This window comes from Halogeometricum sp. S3BR5-2 (assembly GCF_031624635.1).
Lineage (GTDB): Archaea > Halobacteriota > Halobacteria > Halobacteriales > Haloferacaceae > Halogeometricum > Halogeometricum luteum.
Map to the genome: position 1 here is coordinate 356,053 of NZ_JAMQOQ010000003.1, position 18,357 is coordinate 374,409.

General features: G+C 67.8%; 16 protein-coding genes. 9 read left to right on the top strand and 7 right to left on the bottom strand.

What is annotated here, in order from left to right; genetic code table 11:
* Positions 1–54: 54 nt before the first annotated feature.
* Together NDI79_RS13545 and NDI79_RS13550 are read left to right on the top strand one after the other, a co-directional pair.
* The gene (locus NDI79_RS13545) at positions 55–1,086 is read left to right on the top strand and encodes a zinc-dependent alcohol dehydrogenase family protein (RefSeq protein ID WP_425499614.1); all 1,032 of its coding nucleotides are present in this window, start codon (positions 55–57) and stop codon (positions 1,084–1,086) included.
* A gap of 251 nt (positions 1,087–1,337) precedes the next feature.
* Entirely contained in the window at positions 1,338–2,090 is a 753-nt protein-coding gene (locus tag NDI79_RS13550; protein WP_310929049.1) for an IclR family transcriptional regulator, read from the top strand.
* Positions 2,091–2,484: 394 nt separating this feature from the next.
* Here NDI79_RS13550 and NDI79_RS13555 read toward each other — a convergent pair whose 3' ends face one another.
* Entirely contained in the window at positions 2,485–4,050 is a 1,566-nt protein-coding gene (locus NDI79_RS13555; protein WP_310929051.1) for a Na+/H+ antiporter NhaC family protein, read from the bottom strand.
* Positions 4,051–4,212: 162 nt separating this feature from the next.
* A complete protein-coding gene (locus tag NDI79_RS13560) occupies positions 4,213–5,652 on the bottom strand; it encodes a dihydrolipoyl dehydrogenase family protein (protein ID WP_310929052.1) in 1,440 nt (479 codons plus the stop codon).
* A gap of 147 nt (positions 5,653–5,799) precedes the next feature.
* On the opposite strand from NDI79_RS13560, the gene NDI79_RS13565 reads away from it, so the two are divergent.
* Both NDI79_RS13565 and NDI79_RS13570 read left to right on the top strand, forming a co-directional pair.
* On the top strand, positions 5,800–6,324 hold the full coding sequence (locus tag NDI79_RS13565; protein WP_310929053.1) for a DUF2243 domain-containing protein: 525 nt from the start codon (positions 5,800–5,802) through the stop codon (positions 6,322–6,324).
* Positions 6,321–6,539: a hypothetical protein gene (locus NDI79_RS13570; RefSeq protein ID WP_310929054.1), complete on the top strand. Its 219-nt coding sequence runs from the start codon at positions 6,321–6,323 to the stop codon at positions 6,537–6,539. Before NDI79_RS13565 ends, NDI79_RS13570 begins: the two co-directional genes overlap by 4 nt.
* Positions 6,540–6,543: 4 nt before the next feature.
* Here the strand turns inward: NDI79_RS13570 and NDI79_RS13575 are convergent, their stop codons facing one another.
* Together NDI79_RS13575 and NDI79_RS13580 are read right to left on the bottom strand one after the other, a co-directional pair.
* A complete protein-coding gene (locus tag NDI79_RS13575) occupies positions 6,544–7,800 on the bottom strand; it encodes a sulfite oxidase (RefSeq protein ID WP_310929055.1) in 1,257 nt (418 codons plus the stop codon).
* An 85-nt stretch (positions 7,801–7,885) separates the two neighbouring features.
* Positions 7,886–9,622 (bottom strand): hypothetical protein, encoded by a 1,737-nt coding sequence (locus tag NDI79_RS13580; protein WP_310929056.1) that lies wholly within the window; start codon positions 9,620–9,622, stop codon positions 7,886–7,888.
* Between the two features lie 334 nt (positions 9,623–9,956).
* Between NDI79_RS13580 and NDI79_RS13585 the strand changes: the two genes are divergently transcribed.
* The 4 genes from NDI79_RS13585 (at position 9,957) to NDI79_RS13600 (ending at position 15,529) form a co-directional block, all read left to right on the top strand.
* Positions 9,957–11,369, top strand: a complete 1,413-nt coding sequence (locus tag NDI79_RS13585; RefSeq protein ID WP_310929057.1) for a response regulator — start codon at positions 9,957–9,959, stop codon at positions 11,367–11,369.
* 121 nt (positions 11,370–11,490) lie between these two features.
* A complete protein-coding gene (locus NDI79_RS13590) occupies positions 11,491–13,470 on the top strand; it encodes a PAS domain S-box protein (protein WP_310929058.1) in 1,980 nt (659 codons plus the stop codon).
* A 131-nt stretch (positions 13,471–13,601) separates the two neighbouring features.
* A complete protein-coding gene (locus NDI79_RS13595) occupies positions 13,602–14,645 on the top strand; it encodes an ATP-binding cassette domain-containing protein (protein WP_310929059.1) in 1,044 nt (347 codons plus the stop codon).
* The gene (locus tag NDI79_RS13600) at positions 14,642–15,529 is read left to right on the top strand and encodes an ABC transporter permease (RefSeq protein WP_310929060.1); all 888 of its coding nucleotides are present in this window, start codon (positions 14,642–14,644) and stop codon (positions 15,527–15,529) included. Before NDI79_RS13595 ends, NDI79_RS13600 begins: the two co-directional genes overlap by 4 nt.
* Before the next feature lie 34 nt (positions 15,530–15,563).
* Here the strand turns inward: NDI79_RS13600 and NDI79_RS13605 are convergent, their stop codons facing one another.
* Together NDI79_RS13605 and NDI79_RS13610 are read right to left on the bottom strand one after the other, a co-directional pair.
* The gene (locus NDI79_RS13605; RefSeq protein ID WP_310929061.1) at positions 15,564–16,331 is read right to left on the bottom strand and encodes a DUF4396 domain-containing protein; all 768 of its coding nucleotides are present in this window, start codon (positions 16,329–16,331) and stop codon (positions 15,564–15,566) included.
* A 225-nt stretch (positions 16,332–16,556) separates the two neighbouring features.
* On the bottom strand, positions 16,557–16,745 hold the full coding sequence (locus NDI79_RS13610) for a hypothetical protein (RefSeq protein ID WP_310929063.1): 189 nt from the start codon (positions 16,743–16,745) through the stop codon (positions 16,557–16,559).
* A gap of 119 nt (positions 16,746–16,864) precedes the next feature.
* Between NDI79_RS13610 and NDI79_RS13615 the strand changes: the two genes are divergently transcribed.
* A complete protein-coding gene (locus tag NDI79_RS13615) occupies positions 16,865–17,704 on the top strand; it encodes a hypothetical protein (protein ID WP_310929064.1) in 840 nt (279 codons plus the stop codon).
* Between the two features lie 26 nt (positions 17,705–17,730).
* Here NDI79_RS13615 and NDI79_RS13620 read toward each other — a convergent pair whose 3' ends face one another.
* Positions 17,731–18,303, bottom strand: coding sequence for a YdcF family protein (locus NDI79_RS13620; RefSeq protein WP_310929065.1), 573 nt, complete (start codon positions 18,301–18,303; stop codon positions 17,731–17,733).
* Between the last annotated feature and the right edge of the window lie 54 nt (positions 18,304–18,357).

Sequence of the window (18,357 nt, forward strand, 5' to 3'; positions counted from 1 at the left end):
TCACTCCCCACGACCCGCATCGCGCACCGACTCTCGACGAGGGACCGACCGATGATGCGGACGGCGACGCTGACGGACGTCGGCGAAATCGCGGTCCGAGAGCGGGAACGACCCGAACCGGCGGCGGACGAGGTGCTCGTCCGCGTCGGCGCCTGCGGCGTCTGCATGACCGACTACCACATGTACCACGGCTCCTTCGCCGTCGAGACGCCCCTCGTGTTGGGACACGAGAGCGCCGGCGAAGTCGTCGACGCCGGCGACGGCGTGACCGGCGTGGAGACGGGCGACCGGGTCGCCATCAACCCGACCATCCCCTGTACGACCTGCTCGTACTGCAAGCGCGGCGAGACGCACCTCTGCGAGAACAACACCAGCGTCGGCGGCGCCGGCGACACCATCCTCGACGGCGCGTTCGCCGAGTACGTGGCGGTCCCCGCGATAAGCGTCGAACCCATCGGCGAGATGTCGTTCGAGCGGGCCGCCCTCGCCGAACCGCTGGCTTGCTGCATGCACGGCGTGGACCAGACGGACCTCGAACCCGGCGACAGCGTCGCCATCATCGGCGCCGGTCCCATCGGCCTCCTCCTCCTCCAGGCGTTCCGCAACGCCGGCGCCGCGCCGATCGTCGTCTCCGAACCCGACGACGAACGCCGCGAACTCGCGGCCGAACTGGGCGCCGACGCGGTGGTCGACCCCGACGAGGACGACCCGACGACGGTCGTTCCGGCGGCCGCCGACGGTCCCGTCGACGTGGGCGTCGAGGCCATCGGCCTCGTCCCGACCATCGAACAGGCCAACGAGGTGACCGCGAAGGGCGGGTCGACGCTCATCTTCGGCGTTCCGGACCAGGAGGCGACCCTGGAGGTCAGCCCGTTCGACGTGTTCTTCGACGAAGTCGGCTATCGGGGCTCCTACTCGCTCACCGCGGCCGACTTCGAGCGCGCCGTAACGATGCTCCGGTACGACCGCGTCGACGCCGAGACGCTCGTGACCTCCACGATCGGTCTCGGAGACCTCCCCGCGGCGTTCGACCGCATGGAGAACGCCGAGGGACTGAAGAACGTCGTCGTCCCCGGGGACGACTGAGACCCCTTCTCGACGGCTTTCGACGCGATTGTCGACTTTCTTCGACCGCTCTCGACTGACGAGATCGTCCCGGCAGAGCGCCTCTCGTTCTTCAGAGCTGAACGAATTACTTTCAATGTATACAGAGAGGAAATAACTGATACTTCATGGTCGTTAATGCACTTCGTGGCGCGAAATTGGTACGCGAGCCGAACTGTCGTTCTGCTCTCGTGAACAGCTATTTCACGGAGGAGGGCGTAGGAGACGTCGAGATGTCCCACGAATCGGAGTACACCGTCGAGGCGACGAAGACGTCGCTGACCCTCTTAGAAGCGCTCGTCGACGCCGACGCTCCGATGGGCGTCACGCCCCTCGCCGAGCGAGTGGGTTCGTCGAAGAGCGTCGTCCACAATCACCTCTCGACGCTCCGGACGTGCGGGTACGTGACGAAGGAGGGCGACGCGTACCGGCCGTCGCTCCGAACGCTCAACCTGGGGGTGCGAACGCGGGAGCGGTCGGCCGTCTACCGGGTCGCCGCGCCGAGTCTGGACAACCTCGCGGCCGCCACGGGCGAGACGGCGGTCCTCTTCGTCGCCGAGGAGAGGTGGGGCGTCCCCGCCTACGTCGCCGAGCGGCCGAGCGGTCGGCGGCCCGCCTTCGAGGAGGGGGACCGTTTCCCTCTGTCGGCGACGGCGCCCGGCAAGTCGATACTCGCCTCGCTCTCGGAGGACCGCGTCGCGGAGGTCCTCGACGCGACGGAACTCCCCGCCGACACCGACGTGGACGAACTGCGGCGGGAGATCCGCCGCATCCGGGACGACGGAGTGGCGTTCTGCAGAGAAGAACAGTTCGAGGGCGTCGTCGGCGTCGCGGCACCCATCGAGTCTGGGGCGGACCGCACCCCCGCCGCGCTGAGCGTCTACGGACCTTCGGACCGTCTGCGGGGGCGGCACCTCGAAGAGGACGTTACGGGACAGGTGCTCAGCACCGCCAAATCGATACAAGTAGAGCTCGCGAGTGAATGAATGCTCTCGCATTACGAACATAGACTTGTAATGTACCGGCTCCGCCGCTCGAAGCATCGTCACAGTTGTACCGCTGTAAGGGTCGAACGGGGATTGAACGACCTTCCGTCCGCGTACGCCGTCCGGTGGACATGGTTCAACGTTGAGGTCCCGCTCACAGTTCGGGATTTTGCAGAACTGAAATGGATATAATAGGTCTCTATCCAATTTTATAGAGACAGATATCGAGTAGTATAATCAAGAGCTACAAAATAGATACAATCAGCCGAACTCCGAATATATTCGGGCCGTATTCGAACCCGAGTACCGCTATCTCCGCTCTCGGGCGAGGCCCGACCGCGCTGCGGCTCTCGATTCGGAGCGGTACGAAAAATCGCCGCGGCGTCGGGATTCGTCAGTCCGACGAGGATCCGAAGACGTTCGGAACGTCCGCGTCGCGGCGTTCCGAGAGGTAGTACGCGGTGACGAACAGCGCCAGGACGCCCACGGGCAGGAGCAGGATGGGCCCGCTGAATCCGTACCCGGTGGCGAGGAACAGCAGCGTCGCCACCGCCCCGCAGAGCACGGCGTAGGGAATCTGCGTGTTCACGTGGTCGACGTGGTCGGCGCCGGCGAACATCGACGACAGCACCGTCGTGTCGCTGATGGGCGAGCAGTGGTCGCCGAACAGCGACCCCGTGAGGATGGCGCCGATGGCGCCCGGAAGCGGCGCGCCGAGTTGGAACGCCAGCGGCACCGCCACGGGGAACATGATGCCCATCGTCCCCCACGAGGTGCCGATGGAGAAGGAGACGATGGCCGCGGCGACGAACACGATGGCCGGCAGCAGCGGCGCGGTGATGACGCCCTCCGCGATGCTGACGACGAACGGTCCGACGCCGAGCGTCTCGCTGACGCCGCCGATGGTCCACGCCAGCGTGAGGACGGCCACCGGAAACATCACCATCTTGAACCCCTCGAACATGGAGTCGCTCACCGCTTCGAGTTCCACGCGGGCGTGTCCGACGAGGATGGCGAGCAGCAGCGCGCAGGCCGAGAAGACGCCCCACAGGATGGCGTCGGCGGTGGCCGCGTCTCGCAGCGCCTGGTTGGGCGCCGCACCCGGCCATCCGCCCGAGTACAGCAGCCCGAACCCGGTGACGGCGACCAGGGCGACGATGGGTGCGGCGAAGTACCACCAGCGCGAGTCGACGTGGTCGGGCGTGACGATGTCCTCCTCGCGCGTCTCGATGAGGGGGTCGGCGTCGTCCGCGAGCACCTTCCCCTCCTCCTTCGCGCGCTTCTCGGCGCGCTTCATCGGCCCGAAGTTCCACCCCATGCCGACGAGGATGAACACCAGCGCGATTGCGAGGAGGCTGTAGAAGCGGTACGGGATGCTCTGGAGGAACACCACGAACGCGCTCTGGTCGATGCCGAGCGAGGAGAACTGGTCGCGGATGAGCCCCACCTCGAACCCGACCCACGTCGAGACGACGGCGATGCTCACGACCGGCGAGGTGGTCGAGTCGAGCAGGTACGCGAGTTTCTCGCGGCTGATGTCGAACTGGTCGGTGATGGGCCGCATCACCGACCCCGTTATCATCGTGCTCGCGTAGGAGTCGACGAAGATGAGCATCCCGAGGAGGCCCGTCCCCACCTCGGCCTGCCTCCTGGTCTTGATGCGGTCGATGATGCGCTCCGCGAGCGCTTTCATCCCGCCCGAGAGGAATATCATCCCGAGCATCGCACCCGAGAGGAACGTGAACAGCAGGAGTTTGCTGTTGAACGGCGTGATGAGGCTGTTGATGACCAACTGGAGCGAGTGGGCCATTCCCCCGATGGGGTTCCACCCGACCAGTATGGTCGCGCCGATCCAGATTCCGGTGAACAACGAGAGGAGCACCTGCCGGCTCACCAGCGTCAGCACGATGGCGAACAACGCCGGGAGCAGACTGATGGCTCCGTACGTCTCTGCGGGCATGACAGCCCGACTCTCGTCTCCGGTCTGTTAAGTTTTATCGCCGAGACCCGCGAAATTGTAAAATTAGGTTCGTATCTTCGGACAGAAAAATATGTCCGAACGCGAGACATCACGACCCGCTCGGCGACTCGCCCCGTCCGGGGAGGCGACGCGCCGCGGTACCTAAATCCCAGAGGGCGCCACGTCTCGAACCTCGCGGAACGCCCCCTGCACGACTTCGGACAGCGCCGGGTGGACGTGTATCGTCTCAGCTACCGTCTTCGCGTCCGCGCCCGCGGCGACGGCGGTGCTCACCTCGTGGACGAGCATCGACGCGTGCGGGCCGACGACGTGGAACCCGAGCACTTCGCCGTCGTCCGCGACGAGCGCCTTCGCGAACCCGTCCCCGGGGAGCACGGACCCGAGCGCGGTATCGTCGTAATCGTACCTGCCCGCCTCGTAGCCGCCGTCTATCTCCTCTTCCGTCTTTCCGAGGCTCCCGACCTGCGGCGACCCGAAGACGGCGTGAGCCATCCCCGGATACGACACCGCCGACCGCGACTCGCCGAGGAGGCTCTCGACGACGTGTTCGGCCTCCTTGTCGCCGGAGTGTTTGAACATGTAGTTGCCCGCGATGTCGCCGATGGCGTAGACGCCGTCGACCGAGGTTTCGAGGTACTCGTCCGTCTCGACGAACCCGTCCTCGTCGGTGTCGAGTCCGGCCGCGGAGACGTTCCAGCGGTCGGTGTTGGGCCGCCGACCCGTCGCCAACAGCACCTCGTCGCCCGCGAGTTCGATGCGGCCGTCGCCGTTCTCGCCGTTTCCGTCGCCGTCGCCGTTCTCGCCCTCCTCGGACTCCGCGACGACGACGGTCTCCTCGCCGTCCTCGCGGAGTTCCGTCACCTCGCGACCGAGGTGGAGTTCGTGCTTCTCCTCGTACGCCTCGGTCAGCCGTTCGGCCACCTCGCGGTCCTCTCGCCCGAGGAGGACGTTCCCGCGGCCGACGACGGCCACGTCGGTTCCGAGGGCGCCGAACAGGTGCGCCATCTCGACGGCGATGTAGCCGCCGCCGGCGACGACGAGGCGGTCCGGCAACTCCCTCAACCGAAGCGCCTCGTCGCTGGTGAGGAAGTCCGCCTCGTCGGTGCCGTCGATGGAGTCGGGAACGACCGGTCGCGACCCGCCCGCGAGGACGATTCGCTCGGCGGTCAGTTCCGCCGTACTGTCCCCCTCCCCGCTTTCACCCTCGGCATCGACCTCGACCGTCCGCTCGCCGACGAACCGCCCTTCGGTCTGGTAGAAATCGATACGCTCGTGCTCGCGGGCGCGTTCGGCCTTCTCCTCGGCTTCCGCGGTCACCTCTCCGATGACCTCGTCGACGATGTCGCCGAAGGCGACGCCGTCCAGCGACGCGTCGAGACCGAGCGAGTCGGCGTTCGTAATCGTCTCGGCCGCGTCGGCCCGGTGGATGAGCTTCTTCGAGGGGTTGCAACCGCGGTTGAGGCAGGTGCCGCCGAGTCTGTCGCGTTCGACGAGCGCGACGTCCAGTCCGCCGTCTGCGGCCGCCGCCGCCACGATGTTTCCGGTTCCGCCGCCGAGGACGATGAGGTCGTACTCGCGCATCGTCGGCGGTACGGACACGAGCGTGAAAAGGGGTCTTGCCGGCCTCCCGACAAGGGGGGTCCGCGGTCGCGCGCCGGACTCCCGACGCTTGAACCACTTGGATATACAGCCCTGTCGCCTTCGGCCGCGTGCCCCCGAGTGCTGACAATGAGCGGTCAGACTCCCTCCTCGAACCGGTCGCTGGAGACGGCCGACGGCGTGACCCGTCGGTCGCTCCTCTCGGCGGGCGTGTTCGGCTTCGGCTTCAGCGGCCTCATCGACGTGCTCGTGCTCCACCTCGTCCTCCAGTGGCACCACCTCCTCTCGGGTATCTACCCGCAGACGACGATGGCCGGCCTCCGGACGAACATCCTCGCCGACGGTCTGTTCTCCGTCGCGATGCTCGTCGTCGCGTGCGTCGGCGCCGGCCTCCTCTGGCAGTCCGAACGCCGGACCGACGTCCCCCTCGCCCTCCGACCGGTGGCCGGCGCGGCGATTATCGGCCTCGGCGCCTTCGACCTGTACGACGTGGTGGTCGACCACGTCCTCCTCGGCCTCCACCAACCGCTCTCGCAGGGCGGACAGTACAACCCTCACTGGGCCGCCGTGAGCCTCCTCATCCTCGGAGCCGGCTACTACATCTATCGGACGGGCGTGAAACGGCAGACCGAAGCCGCGACGGAGACGGCGTGACTGCGGCCCTCGCGCCCGCCGTACTCCCGGCGTCCGTCACCCTCTCGGCGCTCGTCGTCCCCGCGCCGCTTCACGGTGGGGCGGCCGCTCCGGCGTCGACGCCGATTCCGCACTGGTCGGTGCTCCTCGTCGCCGTCCTCGGCCTCTGGGTCGTCATCGCGGCCGGCGTGCTGGTCTGCGACAGACTGCTCGCGCGGGCCGGGGCGGCGGCGTAGGTGGCTACCGCTCGACGGTGACGGAGACGCCGAGCGGTTCGTAGGCGTTGTTTCCGTACCCCTTCTGATTCCACGGGTAGCGGTCGCCTTCGATGCCGCGTAACCCCTCTTCCGGGTCCGAGACCGTCGCGGGTTGCGTCCGTCCGCGGTCGTCCGTCGCGCGCGAGACGACGGTGTGCTCGCCGGGGTCGGCGTCCCAGACGTACCGGAACTTCCGGACGGCGTAGCGGCCGAGGTCCGGGCCGACGAACTCGGCGTCCGCCCACGTCTCGCCGCCGTCCGTCGACACCTCGACGGCTTCGACCGCGTCGTCGCCGGACCACGCCACGCCCGCCACCTCGATTCGTCCGTCGGCGCCCGGCGAGCGGTCGGCGCCGTCCGCCGGCGACGTGACGAGCGACTTGACGAGTTGGTCGAACAGGTAGGCGTTCCGCACCTCCTCGGTCTCCCGCATCTGGTCGCGCGTGTCCACCGTCTCCACCGAGGCGTGTCGCTCGGCCTCGTCGTCCTGCGCCGGGACGATGCGGTAGGAGGACTGCTGGTACTCGGTGTAGTCGCGGCCGTCCCGCGACTCCCACTCCTCGCCGGCGACCATGGAGTCCATCACGCGCACCTCCTCGACCCACTTCACGCTGTTGTTGCCGAACCACCCCGGTACGAGGAGTCTGACGGGGTAGCCGTGCTCGGCGGTCATCGGGTCGCCGTTCATCTCGTAGGCGAGGATGCAGTCTTCGAGCGCCTTCGCCATCGGAACCGACCGGCAGAACACGTCCTCGTCGGCCTTCGCCTCGCCGCCCATCGCCGTCAGCCACTGTTCGTCCCCCGTGTCGGCGCCGTGGTCCTCCAGCACCGCACGCAGGGGCGTCCCCGTCCAGACGGCGTTGCCGACGGCGCCGAACGTCCACTGGTCGCCCTCGGCGTCCGGCGAGAAGTACGCCCGGCCGTTGCCCGAGCACTCCATCATGTGGACGACCGACTCGGTGGGGTAGTCGTTCCGTATCGCCGCCATCGACAGGTCCGCCTCCGAGTCGACCAGCCCCGTCAGCGAGACGGTCCACTCCTCGGCGTCTATCTCCGGCGTCCGGTGGTGGTTTCGGACGTAGTGTTCCTCCCGCGGCGTGAGGTAGCTCTCCAGGTTCTCCCGCGCGTCGGTCTGGGCGTTGTCGGGGTCGGTCGAGAGCGCCTCCAGTCCGGGGTACGTCTGGGCGACCGGTTCGTCTTCGGCGCGCTGCTCGCTCTCGTCTGCATCTCTCGGGGACATTCGGGGAGTCGTCGGTTCAGGGAGGACGCACTCGGCTGTGCTGCCTGCGCGTGAAAGGCACGACCGTCGCCGCGTCGTCCCTCGACTACGCGCCCGCTCGAACCCGACCCGCCGTCGCGTTCGCGCCCGATTCCCCGTCCGACGCCGCGGACGCCGCCGAGGCGTTTGCGCTCTCGGTCCCGTTCGCGGGCTGTCGGATGCGAACCGTCTCGTCGCCGTACACCTCCATCGTCTCTATCACCGTACCGTTCTCCGCGACGCGCTGAACGATGACCGTCGGCGCGCCGTCACCCGCCTCCGAGGGCCCGCCGCCCGCCCCGCCCGCGTCGCCGGGCCCGGTCGTCGCGTTCGTCGGCGTCTCGCCGGCGAGGAACCGCCGAATCGCGTCCGTCCGCTCGAACTCCCGCACCTCGCCGCTCTGGGCGTCGACGAACGCGACGTAGGCGATGCCGCTGTTGTCCTCGGGGACGACGCGCACCTGCCAGTACTCGCGGTCGTCTATCACCGTCAGTATCGGCTCGGCCGGCGAGAAGCGGTTCCAGTCGGTCTGCCGGGCGGCCTGCCTGACCAGGTCCGCGGCCTTCTGCGGGCCGAACAGCGACCGGTTCGGCCGGTACACCTCGAAGGCGCCCGTCTGGCCGTCTATCGTCCACACCTCGCGGAGACCCTGCGCCTGCCCGTACGGTTCGACGGCGACGACGTACTGCGGCCCCTCCTCGGTGAGCACGAAGAACGGCTGGTCGTTGTCGTCTCCGGGGAGTGGAGCGACCTCTATCTCGTCCTCGTGGCTGGTGAACGTGTTCACGATGCCGTTGCGGTACTTCGTCGCCGCGACCCGTCGCCGCGCGAGGTCCTCGGGGTACAACTGCTGGCCCGAAAGCACCGGGCTCTCGGCCGCTTCTTCCGGCGAGAGCGTCCGGACGGTGCCGTCGGGGTCGACGACGGCGACGCCGCCCCACGACGGCGTCGTGTGCGGAATCGGCGTCAGGTGGAACGTCGGCTTCGAGTACGGGACGACGATGTGCTGGGTGCCGTTCTCGACGACCATCTTCGGGTCGCCGTAGTCGACGAGGTACTCGCCGTTCTTCAGCAGGTGCCAGCGGTAGCTCTCGAAGAACACGGTTCCGATGCCCTTCTCCATCGCCCCGTCGACGACCCGGACGTTCGCCCGTTGGGTCGTCGTGTCGACGAGCACCGTCCCCGCCTGCTGCTTCGTCAGCACGTTGAACAGGCCGTCCGGCGACAGCGGCGCCGCCCAGTACGGCGTCCCGTTCGCGACGGTGATGGCCGTCTCGCCCACCCGGTACTGCGGCCGGTTGAGCGTGTTCGAGGCGTACTGCTCGGCCACCGCGCGGGTGACGATGCGCGGGTTGTCGGCGTCGACGTCGTCGAGTCGCTCCACCGTCGTCGACGCACCCATCGTCTGGTCGCTCAGCGTGGCGCCGGCGACGACGTTGACGACGGGCGAGAGCACGAAGATACCGACGACGAACACGACGCCCGCCGCCCGGAGCGGACTCACCTGCGGACCGTCGTCGCCGATTCCGTACTCCGAGGGCGTCTCGTCCCGCGCGTACTTGGAAAAGAGCCATCCGGCGACGACGGCGGCGACCAGCGGAACGACGAGCAGCGGCGTCGTGTACAGCGCGTACACCGCCGCGTGCAGCGTCGGTCGGAAGAACCACGCGGCGGCGACGAGGAGGAGTGCGACCCCGAGCAGCGCCGCCCACGGGGGACCGCCGCCGTCGCCGCCGGGGGGCCACTCGCCCGTCTCCTCGCCGGCCGGTGGGCCGTCGGACTCCTCGGAGGAGGGCGAGGACATCAGGAACCGGCCTCGCGGAGCGGCGGACGTCGGTCGAGGCGGGTACTCGTCGTCCGAGACGCGTTCGGGAGGGTCATACCGAGACGTGTCAGCGTCCGATATTAAAACCCGGTATCTCCCCGACCCGGCCGCGACGTCGGCGCCGCCGCACTAGTCGAAAGTCCTTCTTCCATCAAATATGTGGATTGTTAACTAATACTGTGGTTCATGCAAACGCTTATCACGAAATACGACATTCTTACCGGTCGTACGTAGGGGGGTCACGACCGGACGTAGGGACGTCGAAGCGTCGGAACCGGCGGTCGTGGGCGCCGCTGCGCGGGAGAACCAAAGTATGTCAATCACCGTCCTTCACGTCGACGACGACCCCATGTTCGGGGACCTCGTGGCGTCCTACCTCGACTGCGAGGACGATATCACCGTCGAGAGCACGGCCGGAGCGTCCGCGGCGATGGACCGCCTCCGCCGAACCGACGTCGACTGCGTCGTGAGCGACTACGACATGCCCGGGACGAACGGGCTGGAACTGCTGGCGGAGGTTCGGACGGTGTGCCCGGAGGTCCCTTTCATCCTCTTCACCGGCAAGGGTTCCGAGGAGATAGCCAGCGACGCCATCAACAACGGCGTGACGGACTACCTGCAGAAGGGCGGCGGCGTCGACAAGTTCGACGTGCTGCGCAACAGCGTCCGCAACGCTGTCTCGCGGTACCAAGGGGAACACGAACTCATGCTGAGCCGACGATTCATCGAACGAGTGCTGAAACTGAGCCCCGCGGCCATCCTCGTCTTCGACCGCGAGGGAACGGTCGTGCAGGCCAACGAACGGGCCGAGGGACTCCTCGGCGTCGAGGCGTCGGAACTGGTCGGGCGGTCCGGCTCCGAACCGGGGTGGGAGGTCGTCGACGAGAAACGCGCGCCGGTGTCGGCGGACCCGTTCTTCTGCACTCGGGTGTTGGAGACGGGTGAGACCGTCTCCGACGTCGTCCGCGGGGTACGCCAACCCGACGGGCGCCTCGCGTGGCTGTCGGTCAGCGCCGCCCCTCTCTGGGACGACGCGGACGCCATCGAGAACGTCATCGCGGTGATGGCCGACGTGACGGACCAACACCGGCGCGAGCGAGCGCTCGCGGACACGCTCAAGCAGTTCGACGGCTTCGCCAGCGTGCTCTCGCACGACCTCGGCAACGTCCTCGCCATCGCGCAGGGGCGGCTCGAACTGGCCGAGCGAACCGGCGACGCGAGCCACCTCGAACAGGTCGAACGCGCGCTGGAACGGTCCGTCGGACTGCTCGAAGACCTCACGACGGTGATGCGGTCGGGGAGCTTCGTCGACGAGATAGGCGACGTGGACGCCCGGGCGGTGTTCGAGGCGGCCTGGGAGACCCAAGAGACGAAGCGAGCGACGTTCGAGACGGAACCGCTCGCGGTCCGCGCCGACGAGAACGCCCTGCTGCGGATGTTCGAGAACCTCATCCGGAACGCGCTCGAACACGGGACGGACACGGTGGCCGTCAGACTCGGCCGCCTCGACGACGGCTTCTACGTCGAGGACGACGGCGACGGCATCCCGGCGGCCGACCGCGACCGGGTGTTCGACCCCGGCTACTCGACGAAGGCGGGCGGGACGGGGTTCGGCCTCGTCAGCATCCAACAGATCGCGTTCGCGCACGGATGGACGATAGCCGTCGCCGACAGCCCCGACGGCGGCGCGCGCTTCGAGTTCTCGGACGTGACGCTCGCCGACTGACTCCGCGCGACGGACGCCGGGAGCGGAGCGTCCGAGCGGACCCATACGCTTTTGTCGAAACGATACCAACTCGTGTCCGCGAACTAATTAGTAAATATACCTGAATGTTCGTGATGCGCATATGAGACAGGGAGAAGTTTCCGACGCGTCGGGGGGAAGAGAGGCGATATACGAGGTGTTTGCGGACCGGTCGCAACGTCCGTCGGAGGCGACGCGGCGCGCCCTCGAAATCGGAGCCGAACACTTGGGCGTCGAGGTGGGGTTTCTCACGCGAATCGAGGACGGCACCCAGTCCATCGAACTGGTGTCGGGACCACATCCAACCGTCCGTCTGGGCGCCGCCTGCCCCCTCGAGGAGGCCTACTGCTCGCGCACGGTCCGACTGTCGGGACCGATGAGCGTCCAGAACGCCGGTTCGTCCGACGCGGTCGACCCGAGCGCCTACGAGCGATTCGAGTTGGGGAGCTACGTCGGGACGGCCGTCGCCGTCGACGGCGAACTGTACGGGACGGTCTGCTTCGCCGACGCGGACCCCCGCGAGGAGCCGTTCTCCGAGTCCGAGGAACTGTTCGTCGAACTCCTCGGACACCTCGTCTCCCGGGCGCTGGAGCGACAGCGGTACGAGCGGCGGTTGGAGCGGCGCGCCGAGCGACTGGCGGCGGAGGCCGAGCGGTTGGAGAACATCACCCAGACGACGTTCGACGTGATCTACCGCATCGATATGCAGACGAACTTCACCTACGTCTCCTCGGCCGCCGAACGCGTCGTCGGCTACGATTCAGGAGAGCTCACGGGCGCCTCGTTCGCCGACTACATCGCCGACGCGTCGCTGCCCACCGTGATGGACGCGTTTCAGCGCGTGTACGCCGGCGAGTCGGTGCAGAACGTTCAGATAGGGTTCGACGCCAAGGACGGGAGCGTCGTCGTCCTCGAAATCAACGTGCGCCCGGTGTTCGAGGGCGACGAGGTGGTCGAGATGCAGGGCGTCGCCCGCGACGTCACGGAGCGGGTCCGACAGGAGGAGATGCTCCGGACACGCAACCGGGCCATCGAGGACTCTCAGCTCGGTATCGTCATCACCGAACTGGCCGACGACGGCGAGCGGGCGGTCTTCACCAACCGAGCGTTCGAGACGCTGACGGGCTACGCGCGCGAGGAGGTAGACCGCAGCCCCCGCGAACTCCTCGCGGGGAAGCGCACCTCGGCGGCGGTGACCGCCGAGTTCGAACGGGCGCTCGCGAACCGCGAGTCCGCGTCGGCGGAGCTGGTGAGCTACCGCAAAGACGGCAGCCCCTACTGGGACTCCGTCTCTCTCAGCCCCGTTCACGGCGACGGGGGCGCGGTCACGCACGTGGTTGCGTTCCACCGGGACGTGACCGAACGGGAGCGGACCCGCCGCCTCGTCGGCCTGTTCAACCGGGTGTTCCGCCACAACTTCAGAAACGAGATGAACCTCGTGTTGGGCCACGCGGACCTGCTGTCCTCGCTCGACGCGACGGACCGCATCGAGGAGGTACGGCGGTCGGCGGACGTGATACATCGGACCGCGGAGTCGCTTCTCGACTTCAGCCGACGGCTGCGCGAGTTGGAGCGCTACGCCGACAGGGACCGCGACCCGGTTCGAATCGACCCCCGGTCCCTGCTCTCGACCGTCCGGGAGACGTGCGAACAGCGGTTCCCGGAGGTGACGCTGCACACGACCGTCGCCACCGACCGCTCGGTCTGCGCCGGCGACGAACTGGGGCAAGCGCTCCTGGAGTTGGTGTCGAACGCGGCCGAGCACAACGACCCGCCGGTCGCGGTCACCGTCTCCGTCGACGACGCGGGCGACCGAGTCGAGGTACGACTCGAAGACGACGGCGCGGGTATCCTGCCCGGCGAAGTCGCGTTCATCGAGTCGGGCCGGGAGACGGCGCTCGACCACGGGAGCGGACTCGGCCTCTGGTTCGTGAACTGGGTCGTGACCTGGTACGGCGGGTCGTTCCAGATCGGACCGGGACCGACGGGGACGGGAACCGTGGCGACGCTCCGCCTCCCCGCCCTCGACGCCGACGAGTCGGTCGACGAGGTCGCGGCGCCGCCGACGCCGCTGTTTCAGTAACCCCGCTCTTCGCCGTCCGGAGCCCCGCGCTCCGGTTCTGGGCGTCTCCGGCGCCGACGGCGCGCAATGCGGTGAACACGGCTAAATGTTCGTTCACAAAAACTTTCACCGTCCGCTCCGGCTCTCGGACCGTGAGCGCAATCGAAGCCCGACAACTCGCGTTGACGTACGCCGACGGAACGGAGGCCGTCGAGGACGTCTCGCTCGACATCCCGGAAGGCGAGTTCTTCGGCTTCCTCGGGGCGAACGGCGCGGGTAAGACGACGACCATCAAGATGCTCGTGACGCTGTTGCGGCCGACGTCGGGGAGCGTCGCCGTCAACGGCTACGACATCGAGAACAGCCCCCGGCGCGTCCGCGAGTCCATCGGCTACATGGCGCAGGAGACGAGCATCGACCCGGAACTCACCGCGCGCGAGAACGTCCGCTACGCCTGCGAGGCGTACGGCGTCCCCCGCGGACGGCGGAGCGAGCGCATCGACGAACTGCTGGACCTCGTCGACCTCGTCGACGTGGCGGACAAGCAGGCCAAAGGGTTCTCGGGCGGGATGAAAAAGCGCCTCGACGTGGCCACCGCTCTCGCTCACGAACCGCCAATCGTCTTCCTCGACGAACCGACGACGGGACTGGACCCGAAGGCGCGCAACCGCCTGTGGGACTACTTCGAGCGCATCAACGACCGCGGGACGACCATCTTCCTGACGACGCAGTACCTGGAGGAGGCCGACCAACTCTGCGAGCGAATCGGGGTCATCAAGGACGGAACCATCGCCGTCAGCGGGTCGCCCGCGGAGCTGAAATCGCGGGTCGGCGGCGACGTGCTCGAACTCGAACTCGACGACCCCGCCGAGACGGACCTCGAACGCGCCCGCGAGGTGGCGCTCGACTCCCGTCTCGTCGCCGCCGCCGAGGACGTGGAGACGACGGCGGACGGACTGCGCGTCCGGTCCGGCGAGGCGCGTCGGTACGGCACCGACCTCCTCGTCTCGCTCCGCGACGCCGGCCTCTCGGTGGTCGGGTTCAACGTCCGGAGTCCGACCCTCGACGACGTGTTCCTCGCGGTGACCGGCGAGGAGTACGACGCGGACGCCGCCGGTACCGGCGGCGGAGGGACCGACGGCGGGGATGGGGGCGCGGAAGACGCCGAGACGACCGTCCGGGAGGCGTCGGAGTGAGCGCCGAAACCGGGCGGAAGGCCGACGGCAACGGCTTCCTGACCGACACCTGGATAAACCTCAAACGGTGGGCGCTGAAGACGCTGCGGAACCCGTTCGTGATGACGTTCTCGCTTCTGAATCCGGTGATGTTCCTCGTGCTGTTCACCGAGGTGTTCGGAGGGATAACGGGCGGGGCTATCGCCGGCAGCATCGGCGCCGACGTGAGTTACGTCACCTACCTCGTCCCCGCCATCGCGATACAGGTGTCGCTCATCGCGGCGACCACCTCCGGTATCGGCCTCGTCGAGGACATCGAGAACGGGATGTTCGAGAAGGCGCTCGTCTCGCCGATGCACCGCGGCGCCGTCTTCCTCGGGAAGTCGCTCTCGGAGGTGCTCCGCATCGTCGTCCAGATATGCATCATCCTCACGTTCGGCTACGTCCTACTGTGGTTCGAGACGGGCGGGGACCCCGGCGACTACGTCGCTACCGGCCTCCTCGGCGCGGTCGGAATCGTCGTCGTCGGCATCTTCTTCTCCGTCTGGTTCACGGCGTTCTCGAACATCATGGCGCTCGTCACCCGCGACGACGAGTCGACGATGATATCCGTGAACATCCTGCAGTTCCCGCTCCTCTTTCTCTCCAGCGCCTTCCTCCCCCTCGACAGCCTTCCGGGGTGGGTTCGGGCCGTCGCTGCGGTGAACCCGATCACCTACGGCGTCGACGCTGCGCGCGCGCTGATGTTCGGCCGCGACGTGATGACCGTCGTCGACGTGTCGGCGTTCGGCGGCGTCTGGAACACGCTGGTGCCGGCGCTTCTCGTGCTCGGGGCTCTGGACCTCGCGCTGGGATCCGTCGCCGTCTACTTCATGGCCCGAGCGACCAGCGCGGAGGCGCGCTGACGGCGGCGCTTCCCTCGGACACCGCGCTGTACGACTAAGCGCCCGAACCCTGACCCATCTCCTTCGGATTCATCATTCCCTCCTTCACGCCGAAGGTGATGAGACCGGCGTTGACGGGGTAGGCGGCGATGAACCCGACCGACAGCGAGAACGCCATCGCCATCCAGAACAGGACGCTCCCGATGCCGGCGGTGCCGGCCAACAGCAGGTCCGTGCCGATGGCCGCTATCTCCATGACGGTGATGCTCGGCGTCTCGCTGAGGAGTGCGTCCCGCGTCGCCTCGCGGAAACTCGACCCCTCCTGCATCAGCGGGCCGATGTTGAGCCCGTAGCCGAACAGGTACGCGAACCCGAACGTGACGACCACGACCCAGAGGGTGTGGAGTCCCAGGATGCCCTGCGCGAGCGTGATGCCGACGATTTCGCCCAGTCCGCACCCCGAGTAGCAGTGGCTCGTCGAGCGCGCGCCGCGCCGCCAGAGCGAGTCGCGGGCTATCTGCGTCCGCCCGGACCACCAGTAGACGGCGAGACCGATGGGGCCCGAGTAGACGACGGTCAGCGTCCAGACGAACTTCATCATCGACGGGAGCGCCTCGTTTCGCTTCCGGATGTCCCACCAGAGGACGGCCACCGCCGAGACGACCAACAACACCCAGATGCCGGCGACGACGGGGCTGGAGAGCACGGGCTCCAGCACCCGCCGTATCGGCGCGAACGCGTGTTCGAGCTGTTTTCCGAACTGTGCGAGCCACTGCGGAATCAACGACCCCTGTAGCGGCGTCGCGAGTTGTTCTCGAAGCATCGTTTGATCGAACGTGTCGGAGCCGACGGGCCACGCTTCCTCGAAACGAGGCGAGCGCGCGGCCGCCGTTCACCGACGACTCCGGTAGGGATACGCGTCGGAGCTTTTCAGTGATTTCGGCTAACGAACTAGAGATTCGCCCCGCTCACGACTTCGAATACGAAGCGCGCCGGCTCCTGGACGACGGCGCTCCGACGATGGACTCGCGACCGTTCGCCCGCGGCGTCAGAAGAGGATGCTGTCGTACGAGGCGGACGCCGCGGCGCCGAGAACTCGGTCGCAGTGCGGGCAGACGACCAGTCCGGACGACCCGTTCGAACTCTCGCTCGTCTGCAGGAACCCGACGTCGTCGTCGCCGGTGATGCGCTCCCCGCACTCGGGACACCGCGCCGCGTCGACCGATTTCAGTGCCATGTCGAACCGAGCGACCGAAGCGCACTTCGGTTTTCCTCTTCGACCCCCTCCGAAACCTACTTGTATCACGACTGAAACGTCCAGATAGACTCGCCGGCGCCGCCGGCGGACGTCCTCCGATGGTCTCGATAACCTCCGACACGCTGTTCGACGCCGCCGCGGCCGTCGTCGGGACGGCCGCCCTACTGCTGTTCGTCCTCGGCTTTCAGTACCCCTACTCGCCGGTGTCGAAGTACGCCCTCGCCGTCGCCTTCCTCGTGGGCGTCGTCGCCCTCTGTCAGTGGACGCCGGACCCGCAGGTGAGACTCCTCGGGTACGGCGTCGTCCTCGTCGTCCTCGTCGCCGTCTTCTTCGACGTCGCCGAGACGTTCGACGCGGGCACGCCCCTCGTCATCGCGGGCCTGCTTCTGCTGGCGGCGCTGCTGTACGCGGTCCCGCGGTTCGACGCCGCGGACCGCCTCCTCGCCCCGTCGCGCGCCCGGACGCTGTTCGCGGGCGTCGCCGTCCTCGCCGCCGCCGTCCTCGTCGCCGACGTCGCCACCGGCGGCCTCGCCTACGAACTCCGGCCCGAGAGCCGGGTCGAGTTCGTCGACGAGTACGACCGGAGCGACTCGGTCAGCGTCGCCTCCGTCGTCGTCTCGAACCCGACGCCGTTCCCCGAACGCGTCGACGCCCCGGACTACGGCGTCTGCGCGGTGGGGAACTGGACGGCGTACCGACCGCCGGGCGAACCGGGGCGTCCCGACCGGGAGGTGTACCTCGACGCGCACGTCGACGACGGTTACGACGAGTACGTCCTCGGCGGGAGCGAGCGAACGTACCGAGTCGCGTTGCACACGAACGCGGCGAACCTCACCGGCGAGACGATTCCCGTCGAACGCGTCGACTCCTGTCCGAACGCGAACGCGGACGCGGGTCCCCCCTCCATCGCCCTCTTCCCCGACCCGGTCGACCGGTGACGGACGGATAGCCGCTCCGAGAGGACTCAGCGCGCGGCCGTCCGGGCCGTCTCCAGTTCGGGGAACTCGTAGCAGTCGTGTTCCTCGTGCAGGCGGCGCCGAATCGCCGCCGCGTCGCCGGGGGCGATGCCGTCGAAGAACCGCCGCGTCTGCGCCAGTTTCCGCCGGCACACCGGCGCGTCGACGTCGACGTCCGTCGCCACGGTGTGCGTCGCTTCGACGGGGACGCCCGGCCCGAAGCAGTGCTCGAAGGCGTACACCGTTCTGTCGGCGTGGAAGTCGTCGGTCGTTATCCGTATCGACCCCGCGTCGAGTCCCACGTCGTCCGCGAGGACGCGGGTGAAGTAGGCGTTCCCGATCGTGTCGTAGGCGAAGGGGTCAAGCACGATTCGGTCGGGGTCGACCCCCTCGCGGACCGCGTAGTCGCCCATCACGCCGCACTCCGTCCGGTCGACGCTCGGGTTCGCCCGTCCGCCCGAGAAGACGAGTTGGGAGGCGTCGAGGTCCTCGAACGCCCGTATTCCCGCGTCGACCCGCGCCCGCAGTTGGTCGTGTATCCGCGCCGATTCGAGGCGGTGGCCGGGGACGACGACTATCATGTCCGGCTCTACCGACCGCAGAAATATAATATTTCTGTATAATCTGTTCCTATT